This is a genomic window from Streptococcus sp. (genome assembly GCF_041802885.1).
Classification (GTDB): Bacteria; Bacillota; Bacilli; order Lactobacillales; family Streptococcaceae; genus Streptococcus.
This window is the reverse complement of sequence record NZ_JBHCHN010000001.1, coordinates 1-26,724: the sequence shown is the minus strand read 5'-3', so window position 1 is coordinate 26,724 and position 26,724 is coordinate 1. Positions and strand designations below refer to the sequence as shown.

Here is a 26,724-nt window from a genome sequence, read left to right as displayed (position 1 = left end):
TGACATGTAGGTGCTGGATAGTCCAAGCTAGCGCTGATTTCCTTATGTGTATCGCAGTCCTGATAATCTAAGATAGTGATGTTTGGGTCTTTTATTCCTAGTAAGTTTGTGATAAAATTTAGTTGTTCCATATGAGTCTTTCCAATGATAGTTTGGTCGCTTTTCATTATAGGTCATATGGGACTTTTTGTATACACTCAAAAAAGCTCCATAATCTCCATGGTGGATTTACCCACTACAGAAATTATAGAGCCTGGGTTTTTGGGTCTAATCGATCAAGCATGTTTAAATATGTCATAATTTGTGAAAAGATTCATAAGCTGATTGTTTTATAATTCCCCCATATTCCACTATAATGGTCTTAATAGAGGAAGTATGAGTATGTATCGTGTAATTAAGATGTATGGGGATTCGGAACCCTGGTGGTTCTTAGATGGTTGGGAAGAAGATATTGTAACGAGTACAGCATTTGATTCCTACGATGATGCCTTGAAGGCCTTTCAGAAAGAATGGGTTCACCTTTCAGAAACCTATCCGCAAAAAAAGAGTAAGACAAGTTTTATGACGGCTTTTTGGGACCCGACCGACCAGAAATGGTGTGGGGAATGTGATGAGTATTTGCAGCAATACCACTCCATCCTCCTGCTGGAAATAGATGAGAGTATGCCCAAAGGCTTGCAGTCCTCTAGGCCTCGCCAGCGTATCCGTTCTTGTCAAATAAAGCATTAAAAAACGCCAGCTGGCGTTTTTTATCTTGTCTTGACATGAATGACCATCTCATTTGTATCCAAAGTAGCCTGGGCTCCGATGGTGATGGTAAAGAGGGGCTGGGTGTGGGCAAAGTCTACATCATAGAGGACAGGGATGGTCTTGAGAAGGGGATGTTTGTCCAAAATCGCCAGCAAGATTTCCTCGGTCATTTCACATTCTTTGGGGAAGCGGCCGATAATCACAGCCTGTGGATTTGGGTAGGCTTGGAGAAGGGCTGCTAACTCTCGCAAGAAATGTTCAGGAGGGTAACCTTCGGCTTCTTCCATAAAGAGGATATAGTTTTCTGCTTGGGGAGCATAGGGAGTACCGCGTAGGAGAGAAAATGTGGACAGATTTCCGCCAATGATGGTGCCCGAAGCACTTCCTGCATTGTAAACCTTCCACTCGGTTGGCATAAAGTGGCGAGGCTGGGTCGGGTCATACCAAGGGTCACTGGACCATTCCTTGCTGGGGACCAAGTCATAGTCATCTTGCGTCACAGCATTGAGCCAACTTTGACTCTGGTATTCCTGACCCTCTTTCATCTTGAAGCTGGAGTAAGATGGGCCCATGTAGGTTTGCATGCCAGTCTTGGTGTAGATAGCATTGAGCAGGGCGGTCGTATCCGAATAGCCACAGAAAATCTTAGGGTTTTGAGCAATCAAGTCATAATCCAGATAGGGTAGGAGTTCGTTGCAGTTGAAACCGCCAATGGTTGCTAGGATGGCATCGACAGACGAATCCAAAAAGGCTTCGTGCAAGTCTTCTACCCGACTGGCGATGCTGGCAGAATCAAAGAGGTCATGTTCGAAATAGTTACTGGAAAAGGAAAGGTTAAAGCCAAGTTCTTCTAATTTTTCCTTGGCGCTCACATTTGCATTGAAACCACCGATAGCTTGGATAGATAGGGATGGGCTGATCACGCGGATGTGGTCACCTTTTTTTAATTTTTTCATGGGGAACCTCCAAAACTTTTTCTCATTTTAGCAGAAATTTTTTCCAAATGCAAAGGCAGTTGCGAATAAACTAGGTAAGGAGGCTTTATGGTTCAAGAATTAGCAAAAAGAATCATCGCAGATGCGGTGGACAAATATGTGACAGACCTCTATCTGGTTCCTCGTGCCCAATCCTATGAGTTGTACGAGCGCTATGATGATGAGCGGGTCTTTGTCGGAGAATATGATGAGGCAGAATTTGCAGCCCTGATCAGCCATTTTAAGTTTATGGCGGGCATGAATGTCGGAGAAAAGCGCCGCAGTCAACAGGGCTCCTGCGATTACGATTATGGCAAGGGCACCATTTCCCTGCGACTCTCAACCGTGGGGGACTACCGCAATAAGGAAAGTTTGGTCATCCGCTTCTTGTATGAGGGCGTTCACGACCTCCGCTACTGGTTCAACGCCTTAGAGGAGGTTTCTCAAGAAATCAAGGGACGAGGGCTCTACCTTTTTTCGGGCCCAGTCGGCTCTGGCAAAACCACCCTCATGTATCATCTTGCCAGGCTGAAATTTCCCAAACAGCAAGTACTGACTATCGAAGATCCTGTGGAAATCAAGCAGGACGATATGCTCCAGCTCCAGCTCAATGAAGCCATTGGGGCAACTTATGATAATTTGATCAAGCTGTCCTTGCGGCACCGGCCTGACCTGCTCATTATCGGAGAAATCCGTGACCAAGAGACCGCAAGAGCGGTTATTCGGGCCAGCCTAACAGGGGCCACGGTCTTTTCAACCGTCCACGCCAAGTCCATCTCAGGCGTCTATGCCCGCCTCTTGGAGCTGGGTGTTCGTGAGGAGGAGCTGAAAAATGCCCTCCAAGGCATTGCCTACCAGCGATTGATTAAGGGAAGGGGGATTGTCGATTATGCAAACAGGGACTACCAAGAGCACTCCAACCGCAAGTGGAATGAGCAGATTGATCAGCTTCTTGCAGACGGACATATCGATGCTCGGCAGGCGCAGACCGAAAAAATTATCGATTTTAGGCCAGCGTAAGGTCATCCAGCTCTTTAACAACCTCTTTGCCAGCGGCTTCCATCTCGCAGAAATTGTCGATTTCCTCCAGCGCAGCCAGCTCTTGGCGGAAAGTTACATTTCTCTTTTGCGGCAAGGCCTGACGGCCGGTAAAGCTTTTTCCGCCCTGTTATCAGATTTATCCTTTTCAGATACGGTGGTGACTCAGGTTTCTCTAGCCGAAATTCACGGCAATACCGCTCTCAGTTTACAGCACATCGAGGATTATCTGGCCAAGATGGCCCAGGTCCGCAAGAAATTGATTGAAGTCGCTACCTATCCCATCATCCTGCTGGTCTTTCTCATGGCCATTATGTTGGGCTTGAAAAACTACCTCCTGCCCCAGTTGGAGGAGGGCAATCTAGCGACCAGTCTGGTCAACCATTTTCCGCAACTTTTTCTAGGAGGCCTCTTGCTCTTGGCATGTCTCAGCTTGCTGGCCCTAATCTGGGTGCGAAAAACCAGTAAAATCAAGGTGGCCCGTGTCCTATCTAGGCTGCCCTTCCTTGGGAACTTTGTCAAGATCTATTTGACAGCCTATTATGCGCGTGAGTGGGGAAGTTTAATCGGTCAGGGCTTGGAGCTGGGGCAGATTGTGACTATCATGCAGGAGCAGCCATCAGCCCTCTTTCAGGAAATTGGTCGAGACCTGGCCCAGACCTTGACCAGGGGCCAAAGTTTCTGCGACCAGATTTTAACCTATCCCTTCTTTCGCAGGGAGCTCAGCCTCATCATCGAATACGGCCAGGTCAAGTCCAAGCTGGGTGCGGAACTTTCCCTCTATGCGGACGAGTGCTGGGAGGAATTTTTCAGCAAAATCAACCGCGCCATGCAGCTGATTCAGCCCTTAGTTTTCCTCTTTGTGGCCCTGATGATTGTCTTGATTTATGCAGCCATGTTGCTGCCGATTTACCAAAATATGGAGATTTAAAATGAAAAAATTGATGAAGATAAAAACAAAAGCTTTTACTCTGGTAGAAATGCTATTTACCTTAGTGATCATTTCCATTCTCTTGCTGCTTTTTGTACCCAACTTGAGCAAGCAAAAGGATGCGGTCAAGGATACAGGCGGGGCAGCTGTGGTCAAGGTGGTGGAGAGCCAGGCTGAACTCTTTGAACTCAACCATACTGGAGGTGTCAGCCTGTCCAAGTTGGTCGAAGCGGGCTCTATCACTGCAGAACAATCCCAAACCTATAAGGAATACTATGCCAAACATACAGACAAGACTCCAGCAGTCGCGCCTTAAGGCCTTTAGCCTCATGGAGAGCCTCCTGACCCTGGTCTTGATTAGTTTTCTGACCCTATCTTTGTCAGGAACGGTCCAGGACCTCTTTCGCAAGAGTCAGGAAACCCTCTTTTTCCTCAGCTTTGAGCAGGTCTATGTGGACAGTCAAAAGCTGGCTCTCTCAACTAGGCAGGATATTTTTCTGGAGCTGGAAGGGCATCAGGTTTCCAATGGGTATCAGGAGCTGAACTTGCCAGCCTCCATCCAGCTGGTCCAGCCCCAGACCCTGCATTTTCAAGAGATGGGAGGCAATTCCTCTCTGGCCAAGGTCCAGTTCCAAAGCTCGGATGGCCTGGTCACCTATCAACTATATCTAGGGAGTGGTCGCTATAAAAAGACAAAAACTTAAAGCCTATATTTTGCTGGAGAGCCTCTTGACCCTGGCAGTTTTTGCCCTGGTGACCAGCCTGCTCCTTTCCGCCATCAACCAGGGCCGGCGGCAGCAAATCCAGGACTATGAGCAACAGGAAGTCCTCAATCTGGCTAAGATGGCTGTTCAGACAGGTCAGGAAGAATTATCATTGAATGGCGTTCAGGTTCGTCTTGTCCGCGACAGCCAGCAAATCCGGGTCTATCATGAAAATAAGGAAATCTTGCATGTTAAAAAAGACTAAACAGCTCGCAGCTTTTACCCTCTTAGAATGTCTCCTGGCCCTGCTCATCCTGTCGGGAGGTCTGCTGGTCTTTGATGGACTCAGCAGATTGGTCAGGCAGGAGGTCCAGTACCAGACCCAGGCCAGGCAGAAGGACTGGCTGGTCTTTTCGGAACAGCTGCGGCTGGAACTGGAAGAAACGCGGCTGGTCAAGGTTGAAAACAACCGCCTCTATGTCGACAAAAAGGGCCAGGCCCTGGCTTTTGGCCAGTCCAAGTCAGACGATTTTCGCAAAACCAATGACAAGGGTCAGGGTTATCAGCCCATGATCTATGGTCTGGCCTCCAGTCAGATTCGTCAGTCGGGCCAGCTGGTTCAGATAGACCTGAGCTTTGATGATGGCCTAGAAAGGACCTTTCTCTATGATTTTTCGGAAAAACCTTAAGGCTGGCACCCTGCTCTATGCCCTCCTGATGTTGGGTATCTTTAGTCTCTTGGTTCAATTCTATCTGCAAAGTCAGCTAGCGGCTGGCCATGCCTGGCAGGCCAAGAAGCTGGAAGGCCAGGCTTATTTCATGGCTCAGATGGCCAGAGATGAGTACCTGAAGGTCTGGGAGGAAGGGAAAGAAGAGAACCAAAGCCCCGAAAACAAGGAGACCAAAGACGAGGAAGACCAGACAAAAGCAACTGAGTCAAAGGTGCAAGTGCCAACCTCTGGCCAGGTCTCCTTTACAGCCGGTCAGGCCACCTATACCAAACAAGATTCCCATCTCCAAGTCCAGGTCCAGCTGGATTCCGGCCAAGCCTACACCTACCAATTCCCAATCCCTAGCGAAAACTAGGGATTTTTGTTATGATAGAAACATGAATTTTGAAAAGATTGAAGAGGCTTTTGGCCTCCTGTTAGAAAATATACAAACTATCCAGAATCAGCTGGGGACCAACTTTTATGATGCCTTGATTGAGCAAAATGCGGCCTACTTGGGCGAGGCGGAAGATGAGCTGATTGCCAAAAATAACCAGCGTTTGAGAGAGCTGAATTTGACCGCTGAAGAGTGGCGGCGGACCTTCCAATTCCTCTTTATCAAGGCCAATCAGACCGAGCCCATGCAGCACAACCATCAGTTTACACCGGACAGCATTGGCTTTCTTCTGACCTTCCTGCTGGATGAGTTGGTTGCTGGTCAAACCGCCAGTGTGCTCGAAATCGGCTCGGGAACAGGCAACCTGGCCCAGACCATCCTCCACCATAGCCAGAAGCAGCTGGATTATCTGGGTGTCGAGGTGGATGACCTCCTCATTGATTTGTCAGCCAGCATGGCGGAGGTCATGGATTCAGCCATTAGCTTTGTCCAAGGGGATGCGGTGCGGCCTCAGATTCTCAAGGAGAGCCAGATCATCATCAGTGATTTGCCGGTCGGCTACTATCCCAACGATGCCATTGCCCAGCGCTATCAGGTGGCTAGCGACAAGGGCCATACCTACGCCCATCATCTGCTTATGGAGCAATCTCTCAAGTACCTGTCCAAAGATGGCTACGCTATTTTTCTGGCACCAAATGACCTTCTGACCAGTGAGCAGAGTCCGCTTCTCAAGGCCTGGCTACAAGATCAGGCCAGCGTGGTGGCCACCATTGCCCTCCCAGTCAATCTCTTTGGCAATCCTAACCAGGCCAAGTCCATTTTTATCCTTCAAAAGAAGGGGGATTTGACAAGGCCAACCTTTGTCTATGCCCTTCAAGATTTGCAAAATAGTGAGGATTTGCAAGACTTTGTAAACAATTTCAAAAATTGGAAAGCTGAACATGCATTTTAAGTGAAAATCTGTTATACTAACTTAGAAAACGCTTTATACTTAGAAGGGAACAACTATGTCAAAAACAATTGCAATCAATGCAGGCAGCTCTAGTTTGAAATGGCAGCTGTATCAAATGCCAGAAGAAGAAGTCTTGGCTTCAGGGATTATCGAGCGTATCGGACTCAAGGACTCCATTTCAACTGTCAAGTATGATGGAAAGAAAGAAAGTGAAACGCTAGATATTCCTAACCATACGGTCGCAGTGAAAATTTTGTTGGAAGACTTGCTCAAGCATCATATTATCGAAAAGTACGATGAAATCACAGGGATTGGCCACCGTGTTGTGGCTGGTGGTGAGATTTTCAAGGAATCTGCAGTAATTGGTCCAAAGGAAATTCAACAAATTGAGGATTTGAGTGCGCTAGCACCACTTCATAATCCAGCCCATGTGGCAGCGATTCGTGCTTTCGAAGATGTTTTGCCAGATGTTCTGAATGTGGCGGTCTTTGACACAGCCTTCCACACCACCATGCCAAAGCATGCCTATCTCTACCCTATTCCTCAAAAGTATTACACAGAAAACAAGGTTCGCAAGTACGGTGCCCACGGAACCAGCCACTTCTATGTAGCCCACGAAGCAGCCAAGGTGTTGGGGCGTCCGATTGAGGAATTGAAGCTAATTACAGCCCATATCGGAAATGGTGTCTCTATTACAGCCAACTACCACGGTGAGTCTGTGGATACTTCTATGGGCTTCACACCGCTAGCTGGTCCTATGATGGGAACTCGGTCGGGTGATATTGATCCGGCCATCATCCCTTACTTGATTGAAAATGTTCCTGAATTGAAGGATGCGGCAGATGTGGTCAACATGCTCAACAAGCAGTCTGGCTTGCTCGGAGTATCTGGTTTTTCAAGCGACATGCGCGATATTGAAACTGGTCTCCAAGAGAAAAACCCAGATGCGGTTTTGGCCTACAATATCTTCATTGACCGCATCAAGAAATTTATCGGTCAATACATGGCCGTCCTGAATGGAGCAGATGCCATCGTCTTTACAGCAGGTATGGGTGAAAATGCGCCACTCATGCGTAACGATGTGATTGCAGGCCTGTCTTGGTTCGGTATCGAAATCGACCCAGCCAAGAATGTCTTTGGCAACTTTGGGGATATTTCAACCCCAGAATCGAAGGTTCGTGTCCTGGTCATTCCTACCAATGAAGAATTGGTCATCGCCCGTGATGTAGAACGCTTGAAAAATGTCTAATAAAAAAAGAACCATTGCGGTTCTTGGAGGTTGAAGCTATTGTGACTTTCCTTGAGTGATAGAGGACGGTAGCGACTTCCTTCGGAATTCCATACCTAAGATTTGAGCCTAAGGTCTCAAATCTTCCGAACGCCTGAAAACAAGATGTTTCAGGCGTTTTTATCACGGCGGAAAGTCTCTTGCAGAACTTGCTTTGTTCACAAGTAATATCAATTTTTTGCCTTACTGGCAGAGCATTTATCCCCTAAAAATCTTTGTCTAGCTTCGAAAAGAACCATTGCGGTTCTTTTTTGCTTTAATACCCCTTGATGAGGTCCACCGTTGACCGGTCCAGCTTCTTGACGATTGCTTGGAGGAAGGCTTGGGCTTCCAGGAAATCATCCATGCTGTAAAGGGTCTGATGGGAATGGATGTAGCGGGCGCAGACTCCGATGGTGGTGGACGGGATACCAGACTGTTTCAGGTGGGCTGCTCCAGCATCGGTTCCCCCTTTGGCGCAGTAGTACTGGTACTTAACACCGGCTTCTTCGGCTGTTGTGAGCAGGAAATCCCGCATATTGGGCAGGAGGATATGACCTGGATCATAAAAACGAAGGAGAGTCCCCTGGCCGATGGCTCCCTGGTCCCCAAAGACATCACCCGCAGGAGAGCAGTCGACTGCCAGGAAGATTTCTGGGTCAAATTTTGTGGTTGAGACAAGGGCGCCACGCAAGCCAACTTCTTCCTGGACATTGGCTCCCGCGATGAGTTGGTTGGGCAGCTTCTGACCAGCCAGATGTTCCACCAATTCCGCTACCATGAGGACCCCGTAGCGGTTGTCCCAGGCCTTAGAAATGATGTTCTTGCCATTGGCGGTTTGGATGGTCTCGTTTTTTGGCACTAGGAGGTTGCCTGGCCGGACTCCGAATTCCCAGGCTTCTTCTTTTGAGGCAAAGCCGGCATCAAAGACGATATCGCTGATGGCAGGCAGGCCAGGGCTACCATTGCTGCCGCGGCTCAGATGGGGCGGTAGGGAGCCTGAGATAGCGGGAATTTGTCGGCCATCCTCCAGAATCAGGCTAAAGGCCTGGCTTGAAACCACAGCAGGGTTCCAGCCCCCTAACTCGACCGCCCGAAAAGTGCCGTCGGCCTTGATATCGCTGATCATAAAGCCGACCTCATCCATATGGGCCGCCACCATGAGGCGGGGGGCGTCAGCTGCTGGGCTATCCTTGATTCCAAAGATTCCGCCCAGGCCATCCGTTTCCACTCGGTCCACATGGAGGGTCAGGCGTTGACGCAGGTAGTTGCGCACAGGTCCCTCAAAGCCAGGCAGGGCCTGCAATTCGGTTACTTCCTTTATTTTTGAAAATAAATCTGTCATCTTGTCCTCGATTCTATCAATGAATTTCCATTTTATTGTATCACTTTCTAGGGCAAAAGGCATTCTTTGACTGGTGAAAAGTCCTGAAAATTTCTGACAAAATCTATGCTGAAATGGCCCTCTTTGTGGTACAATATGGGGTATGAATAAGAAACAGACAGCCTTGCTAGCGGGTTTGTTGGGAGCTGGTGTGCTCGCAGCTAGCGCTAAGTTTTATATGGATGTTCGGGAAGACCGTCAAAAAGCAGCGGCCCTCAAGCAGGTTCGGGCATTTTTTGCGGACTTTGGGCCTATCGCGACCGTCTTTGTGGATGAGAGTCAATCCAGCAAGGGCCACTTGGTTGGAGGTGTGGTCATGGAAGCGGGCCCTGTCTACCTCTTTGAAAATCGGTCTGGTCAGATTTCTTATGAGGAGGAAGGACAATGATTGTTCCAAAAAGCTACGAAGAATTAGCAGCATGCATCGAAGGCGAGGGGAAAATCGTCCTCTTTTTCACAGCGGACTGGTGCCCAGACTGCCAATTTATCTACCCAGCCCTTCCAGAAATTGAGGCTGCCTTTGCGGACTTTACCTTCGTTCGTGTGGACCGAGATGACTATATGGCCTTGGCCCAGAAGTGGGACATTTTCGGCATCCCTAGTTTTGTGGTCCTTGAAAAGGGTCAGGAAATCGGCCGCTTTGTGGATAAAAACCGAAAAACCAAGACAGAAATCACCAGCTTTTTAGCAGGCTTGAAATAGGAGAAGACATGATTTTTACATACAATAAGGAGCATGTGGGCGATGTCCTCATGGTCATTTTGCAGGATAAGAAGGATATCAAACGCAGTGTGGAGCGCAAGGGCAAGGTTGCCCGCATCTTTGCGGATGAAACAGGGCAAACCCTAGCTTGGAATATTTTTGAGGTATCCAGTTTGGTCGCGTTAACTGGCAATGGTCAGGTTTTCTTGACAGATGAGCAAGTAGCGACCCTGAATGCTGAATTGGCCAAGGAAGGATTTACGGATAAGTTGGAAAATACAGCCTATCCGGTCTTTGTGGTGGGGCAAATTGAGGAAATGCAAGCCCATCCAGACAGCGACCACCTTAACATTTGCCAGGTCAATGTGGGTGACAAAAGGGTTCAAATCGTAGCGGGGGCACCCAATGCAGCGGTTGGCCTCAAGACCATCGTGGCTCTGCCAGGCGCCATGATGCCAAGCGGCAGCCTGATTTTTTCAGGAAAACTACGGGGTGAGGACAGTTACGGTATGATGTGCAGTCCTCGCGAATTGGCCCTGCCTAATGCCCCACAAGTCCGTGGTATTATCGAATTGGGTGATGAGGCCCAAGTCGGAGAAGCCTTTGACCCGGCCAAACACTGGCACGCATAGAAAAAAGATGAGAGCTTAGGATATCCTAGGCTCTTTCTGGGAGGAAAAGATGAGCTTACAAATCGAACCACAAGTTGTTTTTGACTGGTTTTACCAGATCAATCAGATTCCAAGGGAATCGGGCCATGAGAAAGCTATTTCCGATTTTCTGGTCCAATTTGCAAAAGAGCGAAATTTGGAAGTAGAACAGGATGACTGTTGGAATGTCATCATCCGCAAGCCAGCATCACCTGGCTATGAGGAAGCGGAACCTGTCATCATTCAGGGCCATATGGACATGGTCTGCGTCAAGGCAGAGGATTCCCTGCATGATTTCAGCAAGGACCCCATTGAGATGCTGGTGGAGGGCAATATCTTGCGGGCTAATAAGACCACCCTTGGGGCTGATGATGGGGTTGCGGTCGCTATGCAGCTGGCCCTTTTAGATGGGGATTACCAGCATCCAGCCCTTGAGATTCTCGTCACCACCAATGAAGAAACGACCATGGCAGGAGCTGCGGCTATCCAAGCTGGGCAACTGCAAGGGACTCGATTGCTCAACATTGATGGGGAAGAAGAAGGAGTTTTCTTTACCAGTTGCGCAGGCGGGGCGACGATTTCCAGCCATTTTGCTCTTGAAAAGGAGGCCGTGTCAGGTACTGGCCTCCGTATCGCTATCGATGGGCTCAAGGGCGGCCATTCCGGGATGGAAATCCACAAAGGAAGGGCCAATGCCAACATCTTGCTCTTTCGAATCCTATCAGCCATTCAGGGAAAAACAGCCCTGCGGATGGTCAGCCTTTCTGGAGGCAGCCGGGACAATGTCATCCCCAGTCAGGCCAGAGCTGACATTTGGGTAGAAAAGGCGGAATCCGCTCAACTTGCAATCGAAGAGATGGTTCAAGTCTTACAAGCAGAATTTCAGACCAGCGATCCTGGCTTGTCTGTAGCAGTCGAATCGGTCCAGCTGGATGAGGCCTACACCCAGGACTTGACCAAGCGCCTGCTTCGCTTTTTCAGCCTCCTGCCAAATGGGGTTCAGGCCCTGTCTCCAGACATCAAGGGTCTGGTCCAGACCTCCCTCAACAATGCAGTTCTTTTTGAAAAAGAGGGACATCTTGTCCTGCAGACCTCGCTGCGCTCCTCAAAGAGCAGCCAGTTGGAAGAGCTGGCGGACCAGTTGGAGCAATTAGCGGAATCCGCTGGTGGAAGCTACCTGCGCCAGAATGATTATCCCAGCTGGGATTTTGAGGTGGATAGTCCTTTACGGGACCAATGTCTGGCTGTTTACAAGGAAGTCTATGGCCGACAGGCCCGCTATGATGCCGTCCATGCTGGTCTGGAATGCGGCTTTCTCAAGGAAGCTTTGCCAGAATGTGATATGATCAGCTACGGTCCCAATATCTACGATGTTCACTCCACCAAGGAACACCTGGAAATTGACTCTCTTGCCCGCGTCTGGGCGTTTACCAAGGCTCTTTTGGCCAGTATGAGATAGAAAAATCCCCTTGTTATCTGACAAGGGGATTCGTTATCCTTACAAGGTCTTTTTCATCCAAACATGCTGCAAAAAACTGATATCCTTATAAGGTTTTAAGTCAGCCACAGCTAGTTCCATCTGGGTCATTTTTTCGAGCCAGCCTTCTTCGGTTTTAAAGTGATTGGGCTGGAGGCTATAAAAGCTGCGGATAGCCAAGTAGTTGTCGATGGTCATCTGGCTCATCTTTTCCAGATCTTCCAAACCGTACACTTTTCCTTGGGCAAAAGAAAGACTCTTGAAAACCTCTCCTTCTAGCAGGCCAAGGGCAGTCTCGATATCATTGTTCAAGACCACGCTTTGGAGGACTTTTCCGACTAGGTTGTGCTTAATGATCGAGAGACGGCCGCCGGGTCTGAGGAGACGCTCGAAGGTATGGATGTAAGCAGGTCGCTGGCTGGGTTCGATGTACTCCAGCACATTGTGACAGCAGATGACATCAAAGGTCTGACTGGGCAGGTCTTTCAAGACCTCCAGCGATCCAATGATTTTGGTATAGGTCTGATGGTCATCCGCCAGCAGCATGTCTGCCTCAGGTTCAACAGCAGTGACCCTATTTTTCTGGCTTAAAAACTGGCTGACCAAACCAAAGCCAGCTCCGAAGTCCAAGATATCTAAGTTTTCCAGGTGTGCCAGCTGGGCGAAGGTTATTTCATACTGAATCTTGCCCCAGGGCTGCTGGAGCATGTCCTTGTAATGGCTGATGTTGTTCATTTTGACTCCTTTTTTGAACTATTGTAGCAAAAAAATATCTTTTTTACCTAATTTCTGCGAATAGATAAGTAGGAGGATATAAAATGAACAAAACCTTATTGATTGGCCGCCTGACGGCTACGCCTGAATTGACCCAGACACCGACTGGAAAAAATGTCAGCCATGTGACCGTTGCGGTTAATCGCCGCTTTAAAAATGAAAATGGCGAGCGTGAGGCTGATTTCCTCAACGTCGTGGTGTGGGGCAAGTTGGCAGAAACCCTGGTTTCCTATGCTGGCAAGGGCAGCCTGATCTCCATTGAGGGCGAACTCCGTACCCGCAAGTATGAAAAAGATGGCAGCAACCGCTATGTGACGGAAGTTCTCTGTCAAGCCTTCCAGTTGCTCGAAAGCCGGGCCCAGCGGGCCATGCGGGAAAACAATGGCGGTGAGGACCTCTCCGACATTATCCTAGAAGGGGAAGACTTGCCCTTCTAATCCCAGATGACAAATCTGGACTCCTTTCTTTCTAAAAAATCCCTGTTGGACCAGGGATTTTTTTTGTGCTTGTAGCCTGAGTTGACAAATGTCAACACTTTCTGGAGTGTCTAGAAAACACCATGACAAAATGCTATACTAAAAGCGACGAGTTATAGGTAAAACAAGGGAATAGCCCAGTCGCCTAGGTTGGGAATCGAGACGGAAAAGGAGTATCAGATGGTTCATGTTATCTTTAGTGATATAGACGGCACCCTAATCAATAGTGCATTTCAGGTAACAGAAAGAACTAAAATAGCAATAAAAAAAGCTGTTCAAAATGGTATGGTCTTTGTGCCGGTTTCTGCCCGGATGCCGGAGGCTATTGAGCCAATTATTGCGAGTATTGGGATTGATAGCCCCATCATTTCTTACAATGGCGCCTTGATTCAAGATAGGGACCATCAAGTCATTGCCTCTTTGACCATGCAGACGGAACTTGCTTTAGCAGTTTGCGGCTTTGTTCAGTCAGGCTATCCAGACATTGCTTGGAATATTTACAGTTACCACGAGTGGTATGCGATGGACAGGCAACATGAATGGATTGTCCGCGAAGAAAAAATCGTGGGTCTAGATGCAAAAGAGAGCAACCTTACTGCTTTAGGTCAGTTGGATGGGGTTCATAAGGTTCTTTTGATGGGAGATCCGGAGCAGATTTCTTCCCTAGAAAAAGAACTGAAGAAAAACTTCCCAGAACTGTCTATCGCCCAGTCCGCTCCTTATTTTATTGAAATCATGGCGGCAGGGATTGAAAAGGGGCAAGCTGTCCGAACCTTTGCAGCCTATCTAGGAGTTCCTTTGGCTGAAACCATTGCCTTTGGAGACAATTTTAACGATTTGGATATGTTAAAAACGGTTGGGAAGGGCTTTGTGATGGGCAATGGCCCTCTAGCTGTTCAAGAGGCTATCGGGTATGTGACAGATGATCATGATCACGATGGGATTGCCAAAGTTTTGGAAAGATATTTATGGGAGAAATCATGCTTCGGAAGATGAACGGTCGTTATCTTGTCAGCCTGTTACTTGGATTGTTGCTGGTTTTTGGTATCTATATTCAGTATAAAGTGGTGCCCATCGTGTCAGAACAGAGAAAGATTGGCACGACCTATATGACTATGAACAATGCCTTTTATAAAATTGTGAATGCCGAAATTGAGAAAGAAGTGGCCAGTCATGGTGATATTCTGTATACCAGAGACCCAGCCCTCAGTGTGAACAAGCAGTGCGAGCAAATTCAGTCCTTTATTGATAAAAAGGTAGATGCTATTATTATCAATCCTGTAGATAGTGGCAGCCAAAAAATTACAACGGCTCTTAAGAAGGCCCGCAAAAAGGGAATACATATAATAGTTGTGGATAGCCAATTACAGGATAGTCAGGTGGCGGATGTCACAGTGGTTTCAGACAATTATCGGGCTGGGGTCCTAGATGCTGAGCACATGATGGCGACCGTCCCCCGTGCAGACATCCTGCTGTTGGAACACAAAGATACCCTATCAGCTGTTGATCGGATTGATGGCTTCTTGGATACTATCGCTGAGCATCCTCAGTATCGGATTGTGGCACGAAGAGAGTCTAAAGGTCAGACAGAGATTTCGATGCCTGCGGTTCATGCAGTCATTGAGGATGGGGTTCCTTTCAATGTGGTGATGGCCCTGAATGACCAGAGTGCCATTGGAGCCTTAGCAGCCATCAAGGAAAAGGCCCTGTCTCATAAAATCTTTATCTATGGAGTTGATGGTTCGCCAGATATGAAGAATCTCCTGCGAAATACGGATGACATCACGGCGACAGTTGCTCAGTCACCAGTAGATATGGGGGCTAAAACAATCCAGTCAGCCTATGCGATGTTAGACGGTCAGCCGGTTGAAATGGTCATCACCATCCCGGTTGCCCTACTGGATAAAACCAATATAGAGACCGTCGATGTAGAAGGGTGGCAATAAAGATGCATCTCAAACGAATTCGATTTTTACGTCAGGCGCTCGTTGTCATCAACTTTTTTGCAGTGCTCTACAATGCCTCGCTATACCTTTTTGCTAGTAAGTATGTGGTGAGCCTGGGCTTTAGCCATTCCTTGCTGGAAAAACTAAGCAGCATTCCAACCAAGCCAACGGTGGTTTTCTGGTCTTCTGTAATTTCCTTTGCCCTGCTGCTTTTGGTTATGCAAATCCGCAATCATGCCAAAAAAGCATCCAAACTCATGGTTGACGGCCTCTTGGCTCTGGAGATCTTTTTATTGCTGGTTACATTTGTCTCCTTGCAATCGTCGTATAATGGGCTAATATTGCTGGTTTTTTTAGATGTTTTTTACACCTATACAGACTTTTATACCATGCAGCAACGGCGCTATTGGCTCTTCTTTATTGTACTCAGTTTTAGTGCCCTGCTAGTGTCAAATTTTGATATTCTGTCCTTAGTGATGGACCTTCCTTCCTTAGAAGTTTATCTTGAATTTTTTCCGGCATCTGTGCGGTTTGCAACCATGTTTGTTAAAAATCTTCTGGCTTCTTTGAATATTGTTGTCTTTATCACCTCGCTCATCACCTATATCATGTATTCTGTATCTGAAAATCACAAGATAGAAGAAGAATTGCGGATGGCTTTTCAGGCCAATACTGAGCTGAACAACTATGTGGCCATTACAGAAAAAATTGCAGAAGACCGTGAGCGGAAACGGATTTCCAGAGAAATTCATGACACCCTGGGACATGCCCTGACAGGAATTTCTGCAGGGATTGATGCGGTCACTGTTCTAGTAGACGTAGACCCCGGTCGTGCTAAGGTTCAGCTCAGAAATGTCTCCAATGTCGTCCGGGAAGGAATTAGCGATGTGCGCCGTTCCTTGGAAAAATTAAGGCCAGGGGCGCTGGAGGGCCGAACGCTAAAAGATGCTCTAGAAAAGATGATTGCTGATTATCAAGAACTATCGCGTTTGGATATCCGTTTTGATTATCAGTGGGGCGAAGTTGATTTGGATAGGACTAAGGAAGACATTATTTTTCGTGTAATTCAAGAGTCTATCACCAATTCGTTGCGCCATGGCCATGCTAGACAGGTGACCATTCAGATGACCAGTGACAGTGTGTATCGGCTGTGTATCCAGGATGACGGTGTCGGTTTTGATACCTTACAATACGGCTACGGCCTGACCCAGTTGCAAGAGCGGCTGGCCATTATTGGCGGAAAAGCCGAGTTTGTCAATGATCATGGTTTTAAGACCATCGTTTCCATTCCAAAGAGTAAGGGGGAAGAAGAATGATAAAGGTATTGATTGCAGATGACCAGGCCTTGATTCGGGAATCTTTGCAGATTGTCCTGTCTGCCCACCAGGATATTGAAGTGGTGGGGACTGTTGGTGATGGGCTAGAGGTATTAGACTTCCTAAAAACCAATCACCCACATGTGATTCTGATGGACATCCGCATGCCCAACATGGATGGCGTTCTTTGTACCAAGCAGATTAAGGACCAGTATCCAGATATTAAGATTATCATTTTGACGACCTTTGATGATGATGATTTTATCTTTAGTGCCTTGAAACATGGGGCTTCGGGCTATATACTCAAAGGAGTCTCCACGGATGACTTATACCAGGCCATTGTCACAGTCAACAGTGGCGGCGCCATGATTAATCCCGATATTGCGACCAAGGTTTTCAAGATTTTCTCGCGCATGGCCCAATCAAATTTTGCCATTCAAGTAGAGGAACAACATGTAGCTGATTTGTCCAAAGTGGAGTGGAAAATTATCCAGCAAGTCGGCTTTGGCCAGTCCAATAAGGAGATTGCGACAAAGTTATTCCTGTCAGAAGGAACAGTCCGCAACTATCTGTCCACAATTTTGTCAAAATTAAGCTTACGAGACCGTACTCAGCTGGCTATCTGGGCAGTTCAGACAGGGGTGACAACCCGTGATTTTGGAGAGGACCATGAGTAAAGTGAAATTTGTCAGTTGGTGGAAATGGGGAACGCTTGCCTGTTTGATTTTGGCCGTTGGAGGCTGGTTTTATTACGATAGCCAGTTTGGAAAAATAGAGTTACGGCTGGGCATCTATTCAGGAGGTAGCTGGGATGTTCCAAATGCTAAGGAATACGAGTTGATAGATCAGGTTATCGAGCGTTTTGAAAAGGACCATCCCAATGTGAGGGTGACCTATGAAAGCGGGATTTCTAAAGAAGATTATTCCTCCTGGCTCTCCGATGCCATTGTCAACGGAGAGCAGCCGGATTTGTTTATTTTACCAGAAAATGACTTTAATTTACTGGCATCCTCTGGTTCCTTAAAGAGGCTGGACCCTTTTATCGCCCGCGACCTAGAAGTATCTGATTTTTATGATTCTGCTTACCAAGCTGGAACCTACAACAATATCCAGTATGCCCTTCCTTTTGAGAGTAATCCAACTATGATGTGCATCAACAAAGATTTATTGGAAAAAGAAGGGATAGAAGTGCCTACAAAGGGCTGGACCTTAGCTGATTTTTATAATATTTGTAAGAAAGTCACCAGAGATACGGATGGCGATGGGGTCATTGATCAATACGGAATGGCCGGTTACACCTGGCAGCAAGCCCTAGCCTCTTATGGGATTAGACTTTTTGACGAAAATGGGACCCAGTCCTATTTTAATACCGAAAAGGTGAAGACAGCCCTATCCATGTTGGTCAGATTGAATGCCCTTAATGGAAGTTACCATGTAGGGACAGAGGATTTTGACAAAGGAAGGGTCGCATTTTTGCCTATGACTCTGGCCCAATACCGGACCTACAAACCCTATCCTTACCATGTGGCCAAATATTCCTCCTTTTCCTGGACCTGCATTCAGATGCCAGCAGCCGTTTCTTCCGTCAATGCAACAGAGATCAGTACCTCCCTGTATGGGATTTCTGCTAAAACGAAGTATGACCGGCTAGCCTGGGAATTTCTGACTTTATTGACCGATGACAAGGCTACGCAGCAGCAACTATTTGAAACCTCGCAAGGCATATCGGTTCTCAAAGGAGTGATGGAGAATGCAGAGACCAAAGAGATTCTGAAAAATGATGATTTTGGCTCAACCTCCTTAACAGTTGAAACGCTTGACTCGATGATGACAGGGGCCATTGTCTCACCTAAATTTAAAAAATACAATACTGTCTTAGAAAAGGCAGACTATCTCATTACCCAATCCTTGGAAAAAAAGGCTGTGGATAGTGATTTGGCCGAAATTCAGCGAACAATAGAAGATTTATTAAAGTAGAGGCAACCAGTTTGTCTCTGCTTTTTCATTGACAAATGTCACTTGCGAGATGACACTTATCAGGCTCAGAAGGTGACAATCGGCAATGGTGAAGCGGTTTCATAGATGGTAAAATCAACATGCAAACAGTGATAGATGGCGATGAAAGCCATCCCATAAACGACAAAAGGAGGGAATATGAAATATTTGATACTGGTCAGCCATGGCGGATTTGCAGCAGGGCTTAAAACCTCATTGGCCATGTTTGCAGCTGACAAGATGGACCACGTGATTGCAGTCGGTCTGGAGAACGGAAAGACGGTTGATGACTTTGCTCAAGATTTCCGACAAGCTATTTCTGGACTTACTGAAAATGACTCAGTAGTTGTTCTAGCTGATATCATTGGCGGAAGTCCCTTGACAACCGCACTGGGCGTACTGGAAGAGAAGGCCTTGCTGCACACAGCAGTCGTTCTTGGCGGCATGAATCTGCCGATGGCCATTACCTCAGCTGTCATGAAAGATCTGCTGGAGGGGCCGGATTTGGTAGCAGCTGTTTTGCCAGAGGCTCAAGCAGCCCTGCAAGAATTTTCGGTCCTATCAGCTGATGATGACGCTGAAGACGACGATATTTAAATCATGAAAGGAGATGATGAAATGGCAGTTTCATTTGTACGTATTGATGATCGGATGATTCACGGTCAGACCGTGACCCGCTGGGCAAAGGAATATCCTTGTGATGGACTGATTGCGGTGAACGATGCCGCAGCTAGCAACAAGGTTTTGACCCAGGCTTACAAAGGTGCATCCGATAAGAAAACCTTTGTCTGGACAGTGGAGGCCTTCGGGGAAAAATCACAGAAAGTATTGGATTCGGATACCAAATATTTCGTGATTACAAAAAATCCAATCGATATGAAAAAAATATTGGTGGACCAAGGTTTTGTACCTGGCGATGTAAAGGATATTATCGTTGGTCCATGTAATGACCGGCCTGGAGCTGTAAAATTGGGCAATAACCAGTCCATCACTCAAGAAGAGGCAGAAGCGATTGAAGCCATCGAAAAAGCCGGTTACCGCGTGAGGTTCCAACTCTTGCCGGATGTTTCAATCGGTTACTGGTCTGACTTCAAAGCGAAATTTGGTTTTTAAACATTTTAAGTTCGGCACGGTCTAGGAGTTGAGCAAAAATGGGTATCACAGGCATCTATCACAAAGATTTCTGACTTACCGTTTATTGATGTCTGACTCCGGTACGGCCATTGTATCTTGGTGAATTGAACACGAGCTACGGACTGTGCCAAAAAGATAATTTTTTCTAGGACGAAGTTGTCCATCGGCAAAATTCCTATTTTGGCTTTGTCCGTTAACGCACTTTGTATCTTAAAAAAAGAACACGGCCTAAATGCTGTGTCAAAATGATAGATTTCCTTGTGTGAAGGCACACATCGTCATTCTCCTATTTTGACTGTGCATTTGACGGCCTTTGTATCTTAATAAAAGGAGATTCTTATGACAATATCATGGTTGCAAGCTGCTCTTTTGGGGCTCTTTGCTAGTCTGTCTTCAATGCCAGGTATGGGTGGTTCCAGTGTGGGGAACTATACTTTGGGTCGCCCCTTAGTTGGTGGTCTGGTCTGCGGTCTGATTCTGGGCGATATTCAAACCGGTGTCATCTGCGGGGTGGCCATGCAGTTGGTCTATATTGCACTAGTAACACCTGGTGGTACAGTTTCGGCCGATGTACGTGCAGTTTCCTATATCGGTATTCCTTTGGCAATGGTAGCCATTCATTCACAGGGATTAGCAGCTGATTCAGCAGAGGCAGCTAACTTGGCTAAATCAATGGGAACCCTTGTAGGGACTGTCGGAACGGTTCTTTTCTATGGAACCGCCACCCTCAACCTTGCTTGGCAACATATTGGTTGGAAGGCTGTTGAAAAAGGTGACTTTAAGAAATTGTACATTGTTGACTGGGGGCTTCCTTGGATTTCCCACTTTGCCTTCTCATTTTTACCAACCCTTATCATGTGTAAACTCGGTGCATCAGCTGTAACAGCTATCCAAGATGCCCTGCCAATGGATGGTATTGCGATGAAAACCCTCTTTACAGTCGGTGCCCTCCTTCCATGTGTGGGGATTGCCATTCTTTTGAAACAGATTGTTGAAAAAGTAACGGATTTCGTCCCTTTCTTTGTTGGATTCACCCTGGCAGCCTCTCTGGGCCTCAATCTAGTGGCTTGTGCGGTTGTATCTCTGATTTTCGCCCTTCTTTTCTATGAAATTGATATGGTAAAAATCAAAAAAGCTGCAGCTGGTGCGGATTTAGACTTTGATGAAGACGAAGAGGAGGACATTTAAGATGGCAGAACGCAAGAAAATATCCAAAAAAACATTAACAAAATCCTTCCACCATTGGTTCTATGGTCACTTGACCTGTTTCTCTCAAGAGCATATGCAGACCTTTGGTTACTTGACCTCCATGCTACCAATCGTTGAGGAATTATATGACAGCAAGGAAGAACAAAAGGAAGCGATGCAAACCTACACAGCTTTCTTTAACACAGAACCACAACTGGGCTCCATCGTTGTCGGTGTAACAGCAGGATTAGAAGAAGCACGTGCCAATGGAGATTCAGTAGACGATGAAACCATCAACGGCATGCGTGCGGGTCTAATGGGACCAATCGCGGGTATTGGTGATTCCCTGATTGTCGGTACGCTGATTCCTGTTCTCCTCGGGGTTGCTCTTGGCTTATCAAATGGCGGCTCACCCGTTGGTGCCATTTTCTACATCATTGTTTGGAACCTTTTGGCATACTTTGGTATGAAATTCGCCTATTTCAAGGGTTATGAGTTGGGTGATAAGGCTGTTGAATTTCTGGTAGGACCACAAGGTCAGGCGATTCGCAAAGCCATCGGCATTATCGGTGGTATGGTTATCGGTGGAGTTGCAGCGACCTGGGTATCTGTAAAAACCTCCTTCCAGATGAAAAATGATGCAGGCGAAGCTTTCTTAGTCTTGCAAGACCAATTCGATGCCGTGTATCCAGGACTTTTGACAGGGATCTTTATCGTCTTCTGCTGGTATCTTATGGCCAAGAAAAATCTGTCACCAATCAAAGTTATGCTACTCTTAGTTGTCATTGCCTTTGTCGGTGTTCTTCTCGGTTTCTTCAACCCAGGCTTGTCTTACTAATCTTAAAATAGGGGGAAAGAGAAATGATTGATCAAACTATTTTTGAAAACTTCGAAAAGGAAGTAGCCTACCAAAAGCACATGTTGGAAAATCTGGGCAGATGGTTTTCGCTCCTATTCGTAGTGGCCAGCATCGGAGTTGTCTTAGCTTACTCCTTTTATCAGCGTATCTTTCCTCTGTTTTTCTTCGGTTCCCTCCTCATTATCTTAGGTGTTCTCGGCATGATTTTATTCGGATATGGTATTTACAAGGGCCGAGCAAATCTCAATCAGTTTATGGACTATATGGAGACGAAGCTATCTAAAAAATAAGTATAGATTGCAAAAACTGGGAAACGTGATATAATTATTCCTAATAAATTGTCAGGTTAAGTATAGTGAAGGGTATTGCAGCACAGTTACTAAAATAAGCTTAACATTTTGACCCACAATTAGAGAAGGTTTTAATATGAATAAAAACACTTATGCAATTTGTACAGTTATTTTGTTAACCGTGTTAGCAGTGTTTCTTTATACAGATTCCAAGTTGGGATTTTCACAAGAATACCTAGCTGATATCGCGTATGGAATCGTTATATTTACTTTATTGTTTTTATTTACCTATCAAGTCATTGCAAAATGGGGAAAAAAATAAAAAAATGTTATAATACATCATTGCAATATTAGTGCGTTTTCATGCATAAGTACGTTTATTTAGACATGGTAACACCTCCATCTTCTATTAAAATAGGAGATGGAGGTGTTTTTCTATTGTTCTATTTATTGGATGCTGCATCCCTGTTCAGAACTAACCGCCTTTAGTTGAATATGAAAAGGGGAAGAAAATCTATTACTCAGTCCTCAGTCGGATTTTAGAAAAATCAATAGAAATTCCTTGACTATTTTTGACCAAGTGATACAATAAGAAATGTAAGAATTAGCACTCGGTGTATTAGAGTGCTAAAGGGAGAAGTCCCACCTATTTTGAAAAAAATGGAGGAAATCATGAGTCTGAAACCATTAGGCGACCGTGTTGTCGTAAGATTTGAAGAAGTAGAAGAGAAGACTGCTGGAGGCTTTGTCTTGGCAGGAAGTCATCATGAAGCCAGCCAAGCAGCCACTGTTCTGGCCATTGGTCAAGGCATTCGCACCCTGACCGGGGAACTGGTAGCGCCGAGCGTGTCCGTTGGCGATAAAGTTCTAGTTGAAAGTGGCGCAGGCCTTGAAGTCAAAGATGGTGACGAAAAAGTCACGATTGTTCGCGAAAGTGATATTTTGGCGATCTTAGGATAATCATAGAAAACAGAAGGGAGACAGGGCTAAGCCTGTATTTGGATTTATTAAATACGGGCTACGGACGGCTAAAAAATGCTGGATCTGATTCAGATGTCATTATCATCGGTCAGTTCCCTATTTTACCATTGTCCGTCTTATGCCCTCTATATCATCAATATGGCAAAAGAAATTAAATTTTCAGCGGATGCACGTGCGGCTATGGTTCGAGGCGTGGACATCCTAGCAGATACAGTCAAGGTCACCTTGGGTCCTAAGGGGCGCAATGTTGTCCTCGAAAAAGCATTTGGTTCCCCCCTTATCACCAATGATGGTGTGACCATTGCAAAAGAAATCGAATTGGAAGATCATTTTGAAAACATGGGAGCCAAGTTGGTTTCTGAAGTAGCCTCAAAAACCAATGACATCGCAGGTGATGGAACAACCACTGCCACTGTTTTGACCCAAGCCATCGTTCGCGAAGGTCTGAAAAATGTGACCGCCGGAGCCAACCCTATCGGTATCCGCCGCGGGATTGAAAAAGCAGTTGCCACTGCTGTGGAAGAATTGAAAGCTATCGCCCAACCTGTTGCTAACAAGGATGCTATTGCCCAAGTAGCGGCAGTGTCTTCCCGTTCAGAAAAAGTAGGAGACTACATTTCCGAAGCCATGGAGTGCGTGGGTAAGGATGGAGTTATTACCATCGAAGAGTCTCGCGGTATGGAAACCGAGCTGGAAGTGGTAGAAGGGATGCAATTTGACCGAGGGTACCTCTCCCAGTATATGGTAACGGACAATGAAAAAATGATAGCGGATTTGGAAAATCCATTCATTCTCATCACAGACAAAAAAATCTCCAACATCCAAGACATTCTTCCCCTTTTGGAAGAAATTCTCAAATCTAACCGACCGCTTCTCATTATTGCGGATGATGTGGATGGTGAAGCCCTTCCAACCCTGGTTCTCAACAAAATTCGCGGAACATTCAATGTCGTAGCAGTGAAAGCGCCAGGCTTTGGCGACCGTCGCAAGGCGATGTTGGAAGATATCGCCGTTCTGACAGGTGGAACAGTCATCACAGAAGATCTGGGTTTGGAACTCAAGGACGCTACTATGGCCGCTCTGGGTCAAGCAGCTAAAGTCACTGTGGACAAGGATTCTACTGTTATTGTAGAAGGTGCGGGCGCAGGCGAAGCCATTGCCAACCGTGTCAACCTGATTAAGAGCCAGTTAGAAACAACCACTTCCGAATTTGACCGCGAAAAACTCCAAGAACGCCTGGCTAAGTTGGCAGGTGGGGTAGCTGTTATCAAGGTTGGTGCAGCGACTGAAACAGAGTTGAAAGAAATGAAACTCCGCATCGAAGACGCCCTCAACGCTACTCGTGCAGCAGTGGAAGAAGGCATTGTAGCCGGAGGCGGTACGGCCCTAGCCAATGTCATCGGAAAAGTGGCCGAATTGGAACTCTCAGGAGATGAAGCAACGGGACGCAATATTGTCCTCCGGGCTCTGGAAGAACCAGTTCGTCAAATTGCCTATAACGCAGGATACGAAGGCTCCGTCGTCATCGAACGCCTGAAAAATAGCGAACTCGGCACAGGCTTCAATGCCGCTGATGGCCAGTGGGTCAACATGGTAGAAGCTGGGATCATTGACCCCGTTAAGGTCACCCGCTCTGCCCTACAAAATGCAGCCTCAGTAGCCAGCCTGATCCTGACCACCGAGGCCGTAGTGGCCAACAAACCAGAACCAGTAGCCCCAGCTATGCCAGCTGGCATGGACCCAATGGGTGGCATGGGATATTAGGAAAAGAAGAAGATAGCCTGCGGGCTATCTTTTTGCTATGCCGATAAAAAAGGATGAAAATGATTAGAAATGCCACCACTCAGGATGGCCAACTTGAGCAGCATGCTTAGCGGAATTTAGGACTAATCTGATAGAATGATTTCTAGGCTACACCGTTTTAAAAGACATCCGCAAACCATGGCGAGAAGAAGCTCTCACCATCAGGTTACAAGCCAGCCGACATTCATTCGATTATTCGGCTTTATTCCAGAAAAACAAAGCAAAATCCATTGACAAGAGGCTGTATTTATGCTACTATGATAAACGGTACTTTTTACTTTTGGTCTCTCAAAAGTGTACAGAGACGTGCTGACAAATGTTGCAAAAGTACACACAGTTCTGGGCTGTCACCAAGTGCCAGAGCAACCAAAAATAAAAAATATATACAGGAGAATGTAGATGCCTACAATTAACCAGTTGGTACGTAAACCACGTAAGTCTAAAGTAGAAAAATCTAAATCACCAGCTTTGAACATCGGTTACAACAGCCGTAAAAAAGTTCAAACAAACGTTTCTTCACCACAAAAACGTGGTGTTGCGACCCGTGTCGGAACCATGACACCGAAGAAACCTAACTCAGCCCTTCGTAAGTTTGCCCGTGTACGTTTGAGCAACCTGATCGAAGTAACTGCCTACATCCCAGGTATCGGCCACAACTTGCAAGAGCACAGTGTGGTGCTTCTGCGTGGTGGACGTGTAAAAGACCTTCCAGGGGTACGTTACCATATCGTTCGTGGTGCACTTGATACTGCAGGTGTAACCGATCGTAAACAAGGCCGTTCTAAATACGGTACAAAACGTCCAAAAGGTTAAGAAGGGGGAGAGAATAAATGAGTCGTAAAAATCAAGCGCCTAAGCGCGAAGTATTGCCAGATCCATTGTACAACTCAAAATTGGTAACCCGTTTGATCAACCGTGTAATGTTGGATGGTAAACGTGGTACTGCTGCATCAATCGTTTATGGTGCCTTTGACCAAATCAAAGAAGCTACTGGAAATGATGCACTTGAAGTATTTGAAACAGCAATGGAAAACATCATGCCTGTACTGGAAGTACGTGCACGCCGTGTCGGTGGTTCAAACTACCAAGTCCCAGTTGAAGTTCGTCCAGAGCGTCGTACAACACTTGGTCTTCGTTGGTTGATAACCATCGCTCGTAACCGTGGTGAGCACACTATGGTGGACCGCCTTGCCAAAGAAATCATGGATGCAGCCAACAACACAGGTGCAGCTGTTAAGAAACGTGAAGACACCCACCGTATGGCAGAAGCCAACCGCGCCTTCGCACACTTCCGCTGGTAAGATTAAGATACCAAGGGCGAGCGTACAGGTGAAAAATAGGAAGATGACGCTGGTTGTGTACAACCAAGGAAACTTATCTTTTTTCACTGGCAGTACGCCGGCCGGGTTCAGTTAAGATAGGACATTTGTAGCTAAAATTCAACTTAGATAGGAAGTCATCAAGCAACTCCTATTTCAGGGGGTGCTTGCAACTCGTGTTCAGTTCCATTAGAATTGGACTGTATCACCTGTCTTTCACAGAAAAACTTAAAAAATCATGCGAGAACGGGTAGGTTTTGCCTATCCGTTCTTTCTAAAAATGATATAATAGTCACATAAATAATATTAATATAGGAGAAACAACCTCATGGCACGCGAATTTTCACTAGAAAAAACTCGTAATATCGGTATCATGGCTCACGTTGATGCGGGTAAAACTACAACAACCGAGCGTATCCTTTACTACACTGGTAAAATCCATAAAATCGGTGAAACTCACGAAGGGGCATCCCAAATGGACTGGATGGAGCAAGAGCAAGAGCGTGGTATCACCATCACCTCTGCTGCAACCACCTGCTATTGGGAAGGCTCTGAGAAACAATTTGATAAACATCGTATCAACATCATCGACACTCCGGGCCACGTTGACTTCACTGTAGAGGTTGAACGTTCCCTGCGTGTTCTGGACGGCTCCGTTGCAGTTTTCTGTGCTAAGGGCGGCGTTGAACCTCAATCTGAAACCGTAT

Annotated in this window: 33 protein-coding genes and 1 pseudogene; 30 read left to right on the top strand and 4 right to left on the bottom strand. The window is 46.5% G+C overall.

The genetic code is table 11. From position 1 onward, the window contains the following. Positions 1-131 (bottom strand): annotated as a pseudogene (locus tag ACEYCN_RS00170) (ISL3 family transposase); the annotation flags it as partial. A gap of 250 nt (positions 132-381) precedes the next feature. On the opposite strand from ACEYCN_RS00170, the gene ACEYCN_RS00165 reads away from it, so the two are divergent. After that, a complete protein-coding gene (locus tag ACEYCN_RS00165; protein ID WP_373712285.1) occupies positions 382-729 on the top strand; it encodes a DUF1033 family protein in 348 nt (115 codons plus the stop codon). A gap of 20 nt (positions 730-749) precedes the next feature. Here the strand turns inward: ACEYCN_RS00165 and ACEYCN_RS00160 are convergent, their stop codons facing one another. Continuing rightward, a complete protein-coding gene (locus tag ACEYCN_RS00160) occupies positions 750-1,706 on the bottom strand; it encodes a S66 peptidase family protein (protein WP_373712284.1) in 957 nt (318 codons plus the stop codon). A gap of 87 nt (positions 1,707-1,793) precedes the next feature. Here ACEYCN_RS00160 and comGA point away from each other — a divergent pair, with 87 nt between their 5' ends. Genes comGA through ACEYCN_RS00115 form a run of 9 tightly spaced genes read left to right on the top strand, consistent with a single transcriptional unit; the run spans position 1,794 to position 7,705 of the window. Next, positions 1,794-2,744 carry a competence type IV pilus ATPase ComGA gene (comGA, locus tag ACEYCN_RS00155; protein ID WP_373712283.1) on the top strand — a complete coding sequence of 317 codons (951 nt, stop codon included), beginning with the start codon at positions 1,794-1,796 and terminating at the stop codon, positions 2,742-2,744. Beyond that, positions 2,656-3,693 (top strand): competence type IV pilus assembly protein ComGB, encoded by a 1,038-nt coding sequence (gene comGB, locus ACEYCN_RS00150; protein ID WP_373712282.1) that lies wholly within the window; start codon positions 2,656-2,658, stop codon positions 3,691-3,693. Before comGA ends, comGB begins: the two co-directional genes overlap by 89 nt. Position 3,694: 1 nt before the next feature. Continuing rightward, positions 3,695-4,009 (top strand): competence type IV pilus major pilin ComGC, encoded by a 315-nt coding sequence (gene comGC / locus ACEYCN_RS00145; RefSeq protein ID WP_373712281.1) that lies wholly within the window; start codon positions 3,695-3,697, stop codon positions 4,007-4,009. Beyond that, positions 3,969-4,397, top strand: a complete 429-nt coding sequence (comGD, locus tag ACEYCN_RS00140) for a competence type IV pilus minor pilin ComGD (protein ID WP_373712280.1) — start codon at positions 3,969-3,971, stop codon at positions 4,395-4,397. The genes comGC and comGD overlap by 41 nt, the downstream gene beginning before the upstream one ends. Further along, complete coding sequence (gene comGE, locus ACEYCN_RS00135) at positions 4,369-4,662, top strand: competence type IV pilus minor pilin ComGE (protein WP_373712279.1); 294 nt, start codon at positions 4,369-4,371, stop codon at positions 4,660-4,662. The genes comGD and comGE overlap by 29 nt, the downstream gene beginning before the upstream one ends. Next, complete coding sequence (gene comGF / locus ACEYCN_RS00130) at positions 4,646-5,086, top strand: competence type IV pilus minor pilin ComGF (RefSeq protein WP_373712278.1); 441 nt, start codon at positions 4,646-4,648, stop codon at positions 5,084-5,086. The genes comGE and comGF overlap by 17 nt, the downstream gene beginning before the upstream one ends. After that, complete coding sequence (comGG, locus tag ACEYCN_RS00125; RefSeq protein ID WP_373712277.1) at positions 5,064-5,483, top strand: competence type IV pilus minor pilin ComGG; 420 nt, start codon at positions 5,064-5,066, stop codon at positions 5,481-5,483. Before comGF ends, comGG begins: the two co-directional genes overlap by 23 nt. A 22-nt stretch (positions 5,484-5,505) precedes the next feature. Further along, on the top strand, positions 5,506-6,456 hold the full coding sequence (locus tag ACEYCN_RS00120; RefSeq protein WP_373712276.1) for a class I SAM-dependent methyltransferase: 951 nt from the start codon (positions 5,506-5,508) through the stop codon (positions 6,454-6,456). Between the two features lie 55 nt (positions 6,457-6,511). Beyond that, positions 6,512-7,705, top strand: coding sequence for an acetate kinase (locus ACEYCN_RS00115; RefSeq protein ID WP_373712275.1), 1,194 nt, complete (start codon positions 6,512-6,514; stop codon positions 7,703-7,705). Between the two features lie 295 nt (positions 7,706-8,000). Here the strand turns inward: ACEYCN_RS00115 and pepA are convergent, their stop codons facing one another. After that, positions 8,001-9,068, bottom strand: a complete 1,068-nt coding sequence (gene pepA, locus ACEYCN_RS00110) for a glutamyl aminopeptidase (RefSeq protein WP_373712274.1) — start codon at positions 9,066-9,068, stop codon at positions 8,001-8,003. A gap of 142 nt (positions 9,069-9,210) precedes the next feature. On the opposite strand from pepA, the gene ACEYCN_RS00105 reads away from it, so the two are divergent. From ACEYCN_RS00105 to ACEYCN_RS00090, 4 genes are read left to right on the top strand one after another with little or no spacing between them, the layout of a single operon-like run. Beyond that, entirely contained in the window at positions 9,211-9,495 is a 285-nt protein-coding gene (locus tag ACEYCN_RS00105) for a DUF4651 domain-containing protein (protein WP_373712273.1), read from the top strand. Beyond that, entirely contained in the window at positions 9,492-9,809 is a 318-nt protein-coding gene (locus ACEYCN_RS00100) for a thioredoxin family protein (RefSeq protein WP_373712272.1), read from the top strand. The genes ACEYCN_RS00105 and ACEYCN_RS00100 overlap by 4 nt, the downstream gene beginning before the upstream one ends. A gap of 8 nt (positions 9,810-9,817) precedes the next feature. Beyond that, positions 9,818-10,441 (top strand): YtpR family tRNA-binding protein, encoded by a 624-nt coding sequence (gene ytpR / locus ACEYCN_RS00095; protein ID WP_373712271.1) that lies wholly within the window; start codon positions 9,818-9,820, stop codon positions 10,439-10,441. Positions 10,442-10,490: 49 nt separating this feature from the next. After that, the gene (locus ACEYCN_RS00090) at positions 10,491-11,918 is read left to right on the top strand and encodes an aminoacyl-histidine dipeptidase (RefSeq protein ID WP_373712270.1); all 1,428 of its coding nucleotides are present in this window, start codon (positions 10,491-10,493) and stop codon (positions 11,916-11,918) included. A 39-nt stretch (positions 11,919-11,957) separates the two neighbouring features. Here ACEYCN_RS00090 and ACEYCN_RS00085 read toward each other — a convergent pair whose 3' ends face one another. After that, positions 11,958-12,671 carry a class I SAM-dependent methyltransferase gene (locus ACEYCN_RS00085; RefSeq protein WP_373712269.1) on the bottom strand — a complete coding sequence of 238 codons (714 nt, stop codon included), beginning with the start codon at positions 12,669-12,671 and terminating at the stop codon, positions 11,958-11,960. 83 nt (positions 12,672-12,754) lie between these two features. Here ACEYCN_RS00085 and ACEYCN_RS00080 point away from each other — a divergent pair, with 83 nt between their 5' ends. From ACEYCN_RS00080 to ACEYCN_RS00005, 16 genes are all read left to right on the top strand, one after another. After that, positions 12,755-13,147 carry a single-stranded DNA-binding protein gene (locus ACEYCN_RS00080; RefSeq protein ID WP_373712268.1) on the top strand — a complete coding sequence of 131 codons (393 nt, stop codon included), beginning with the start codon at positions 12,755-12,757 and terminating at the stop codon, positions 13,145-13,147. Between the two features lie 219 nt (positions 13,148-13,366). Continuing rightward, on the top strand, positions 13,367-14,182 hold the full coding sequence (locus ACEYCN_RS00075; protein ID WP_373712267.1) for a Cof-type HAD-IIB family hydrolase: 816 nt from the start codon (positions 13,367-13,369) through the stop codon (positions 14,180-14,182). Then, on the top strand, positions 14,155-15,132 hold the full coding sequence (locus ACEYCN_RS00070; RefSeq protein WP_373712266.1) for a sugar ABC transporter substrate-binding protein: 978 nt from the start codon (positions 14,155-14,157) through the stop codon (positions 15,130-15,132). The genes ACEYCN_RS00075 and ACEYCN_RS00070 overlap by 28 nt, the downstream gene beginning before the upstream one ends. A 2-nt stretch (positions 15,133-15,134) precedes the next feature. Continuing rightward, complete coding sequence (locus ACEYCN_RS00065) at positions 15,135-16,448, top strand: sensor histidine kinase (RefSeq protein WP_373712265.1); 1,314 nt, start codon at positions 15,135-15,137, stop codon at positions 16,446-16,448. Next, positions 16,445-17,125 (top strand): response regulator, encoded by a 681-nt coding sequence (locus ACEYCN_RS00060; protein WP_373712264.1) that lies wholly within the window; start codon positions 16,445-16,447, stop codon positions 17,123-17,125. Before ACEYCN_RS00065 ends, ACEYCN_RS00060 begins: the two co-directional genes overlap by 4 nt. Then, complete coding sequence (locus ACEYCN_RS00055) at positions 17,118-18,425, top strand: ABC transporter substrate-binding protein (protein WP_373712263.1); 1,308 nt, start codon at positions 17,118-17,120, stop codon at positions 18,423-18,425. The genes ACEYCN_RS00060 and ACEYCN_RS00055 overlap by 8 nt, the downstream gene beginning before the upstream one ends. A gap of 177 nt (positions 18,426-18,602) precedes the next feature. After that, complete coding sequence (locus ACEYCN_RS00050; protein WP_373712262.1) at positions 18,603-19,040, top strand: PTS sugar transporter subunit IIA; 438 nt, start codon at positions 18,603-18,605, stop codon at positions 19,038-19,040. Between the two features lie 21 nt (positions 19,041-19,061). Further along, positions 19,062-19,556 carry a PTS system mannose/fructose/N-acetylgalactosamine-transporter subunit IIB gene (locus ACEYCN_RS00045; protein ID WP_373712261.1) on the top strand — a complete coding sequence of 165 codons (495 nt, stop codon included), beginning with the start codon at positions 19,062-19,064 and terminating at the stop codon, positions 19,554-19,556. Positions 19,557-19,916: 360 nt separating this feature from the next. Then, complete coding sequence (locus ACEYCN_RS00040) at positions 19,917-20,765, top strand: PTS mannose/fructose/sorbose/N-acetylgalactosamine transporter subunit IIC (RefSeq protein WP_373712260.1); 849 nt, start codon at positions 19,917-19,919, stop codon at positions 20,763-20,765. 1 nt (position 20,766) lies between these two features. Then, the gene (locus ACEYCN_RS00035) at positions 20,767-21,603 is read left to right on the top strand and encodes a PTS system mannose/fructose/sorbose family transporter subunit IID (RefSeq protein ID WP_373712259.1); all 837 of its coding nucleotides are present in this window, start codon (positions 20,767-20,769) and stop codon (positions 21,601-21,603) included. 23 nt (positions 21,604-21,626) lie between these two features. Next, a complete protein-coding gene (locus ACEYCN_RS00030; RefSeq protein WP_373712258.1) occupies positions 21,627-21,914 on the top strand; it encodes a DUF202 domain-containing protein in 288 nt (95 codons plus the stop codon). A 672-nt stretch (positions 21,915-22,586) separates the two neighbouring features. Beyond that, entirely contained in the window at positions 22,587-22,874 is a 288-nt protein-coding gene (groES, locus tag ACEYCN_RS00025; RefSeq protein ID WP_373712257.1) for a co-chaperone GroES, read from the top strand. Positions 22,875-23,033: 159 nt separating this feature from the next. Further along, positions 23,034-24,659, top strand: coding sequence for a chaperonin GroEL (groL, locus tag ACEYCN_RS00020; protein WP_373712286.1), 1,626 nt, complete (start codon positions 23,034-23,036; stop codon positions 24,657-24,659). Positions 24,660-25,097: 438 nt separating this feature from the next. Further along, on the top strand, positions 25,098-25,511 hold the full coding sequence (rpsL, locus tag ACEYCN_RS00015; RefSeq protein WP_018166350.1) for a 30S ribosomal protein S12: 414 nt from the start codon (positions 25,098-25,100) through the stop codon (positions 25,509-25,511). Positions 25,512-25,528: 17 nt separating this feature from the next. Continuing rightward, a complete protein-coding gene (rpsG, locus tag ACEYCN_RS00010; protein ID WP_373712256.1) occupies positions 25,529-25,999 on the top strand; it encodes a 30S ribosomal protein S7 in 471 nt (156 codons plus the stop codon). 346 nt (positions 26,000-26,345) lie between these two features. Then, positions 26,346-26,724, top strand: a 379-nt coding sequence (locus tag ACEYCN_RS00005) for a GTP-binding protein (RefSeq protein ID WP_373712255.1), incomplete at its 3' end; no start/stop codon positions are given.

Excerpts from the sequence above, each read along its gene's own strand:
- ACEYCN_RS00165 (WP_373712285.1), top strand. The coding sequence starts at position 382 with ATGTATCGTGTAATTAAGATGTATGGGGATTCGGAACCCTGGTGGTTC.
- ACEYCN_RS00160 (WP_373712284.1), bottom strand. The coding sequence starts at position 1,706 with ATGAAAAAATTAAAAAAAGGTGACCACATCCGCGTGATCAGCCCATCC.
- comGA (WP_373712283.1), top strand. The coding sequence starts at position 1,794 with ATGGTTCAAGAATTAGCAAAAAGAATCATCGCAGATGCGGTGGACAAA.
- comGB (WP_373712282.1), top strand. The coding sequence starts at position 2,656 with ATGAGCAGATTGATCAGCTTCTTGCAGACGGACATATCGATGCTCGGC.
- comGC (WP_373712281.1), top strand. The coding sequence starts at position 3,695 with ATGAAAAAATTGATGAAGATAAAAACAAAAGCTTTTACTCTGGTAGAA.
- comGD (WP_373712280.1), top strand. The coding sequence starts at position 3,969 with ATGCCAAACATACAGACAAGACTCCAGCAGTCGCGCCTTAAGGCCTTT.
- comGF (WP_373712278.1), top strand. The coding sequence starts at position 4,646 with ATGTTAAAAAAGACTAAACAGCTCGCAGCTTTTACCCTCTTAGAATGT.
- comGG (WP_373712277.1), top strand. The coding sequence starts at position 5,064 with ATGATTTTTCGGAAAAACCTTAAGGCTGGCACCCTGCTCTATGCCCTC.
- ACEYCN_RS00120 (WP_373712276.1), top strand. The coding sequence starts at position 5,506 with ATGAATTTTGAAAAGATTGAAGAGGCTTTTGGCCTCCTGTTAGAAAAT.
- ACEYCN_RS00115 (WP_373712275.1), top strand. The coding sequence starts at position 6,512 with ATGTCAAAAACAATTGCAATCAATGCAGGCAGCTCTAGTTTGAAATGG.
- pepA (WP_373712274.1), bottom strand. The coding sequence starts at position 9,068 with ATGACAGATTTATTTTCAAAAATAAAGGAAGTAACCGAATTGCAGGCC.
- ACEYCN_RS00105 (WP_373712273.1), top strand. The coding sequence starts at position 9,211 with ATGAATAAGAAACAGACAGCCTTGCTAGCGGGTTTGTTGGGAGCTGGT.
- ACEYCN_RS00100 (WP_373712272.1), top strand. The coding sequence starts at position 9,492 with ATGATTGTTCCAAAAAGCTACGAAGAATTAGCAGCATGCATCGAAGGC.
- ytpR (WP_373712271.1), top strand. The coding sequence starts at position 9,818 with ATGATTTTTACATACAATAAGGAGCATGTGGGCGATGTCCTCATGGTC.
- ACEYCN_RS00090 (WP_373712270.1), top strand. The coding sequence starts at position 10,491 with ATGAGCTTACAAATCGAACCACAAGTTGTTTTTGACTGGTTTTACCAG.
- ACEYCN_RS00085 (WP_373712269.1), bottom strand. The coding sequence starts at position 12,671 with ATGAACAACATCAGCCATTACAAGGACATGCTCCAGCAGCCCTGGGGC.
- ACEYCN_RS00080 (WP_373712268.1), top strand. The coding sequence starts at position 12,755 with ATGAACAAAACCTTATTGATTGGCCGCCTGACGGCTACGCCTGAATTG.
- ACEYCN_RS00075 (WP_373712267.1), top strand. The coding sequence starts at position 13,367 with ATGGTTCATGTTATCTTTAGTGATATAGACGGCACCCTAATCAATAGT.
- ACEYCN_RS00070 (WP_373712266.1), top strand. The coding sequence starts at position 14,155 with ATGGGAGAAATCATGCTTCGGAAGATGAACGGTCGTTATCTTGTCAGC.
- ACEYCN_RS00065 (WP_373712265.1), top strand. The coding sequence starts at position 15,135 with ATGCATCTCAAACGAATTCGATTTTTACGTCAGGCGCTCGTTGTCATC.
- ACEYCN_RS00060 (WP_373712264.1), top strand. The coding sequence starts at position 16,445 with ATGATAAAGGTATTGATTGCAGATGACCAGGCCTTGATTCGGGAATCT.
- ACEYCN_RS00055 (WP_373712263.1), top strand. The coding sequence starts at position 17,118 with ATGAGTAAAGTGAAATTTGTCAGTTGGTGGAAATGGGGAACGCTTGCC.
- ACEYCN_RS00050 (WP_373712262.1), top strand. The coding sequence starts at position 18,603 with ATGAAATATTTGATACTGGTCAGCCATGGCGGATTTGCAGCAGGGCTT.
- ACEYCN_RS00045 (WP_373712261.1), top strand. The coding sequence starts at position 19,062 with ATGGCAGTTTCATTTGTACGTATTGATGATCGGATGATTCACGGTCAG.
- ACEYCN_RS00040 (WP_373712260.1), top strand. The coding sequence starts at position 19,917 with ATGACAATATCATGGTTGCAAGCTGCTCTTTTGGGGCTCTTTGCTAGT.
- ACEYCN_RS00035 (WP_373712259.1), top strand. The coding sequence starts at position 20,767 with ATGGCAGAACGCAAGAAAATATCCAAAAAAACATTAACAAAATCCTTC.
- ACEYCN_RS00030 (WP_373712258.1), top strand. The coding sequence starts at position 21,627 with ATGATTGATCAAACTATTTTTGAAAACTTCGAAAAGGAAGTAGCCTAC.
- groES (WP_373712257.1), top strand. The coding sequence starts at position 22,587 with ATGAGTCTGAAACCATTAGGCGACCGTGTTGTCGTAAGATTTGAAGAA.
- groL (WP_373712286.1), top strand. The coding sequence starts at position 23,034 with ATGGCAAAAGAAATTAAATTTTCAGCGGATGCACGTGCGGCTATGGTT.
- rpsL (WP_018166350.1), top strand. The coding sequence starts at position 25,098 with ATGCCTACAATTAACCAGTTGGTACGTAAACCACGTAAGTCTAAAGTA.
- rpsG (WP_373712256.1), top strand. The coding sequence starts at position 25,529 with ATGAGTCGTAAAAATCAAGCGCCTAAGCGCGAAGTATTGCCAGATCCA.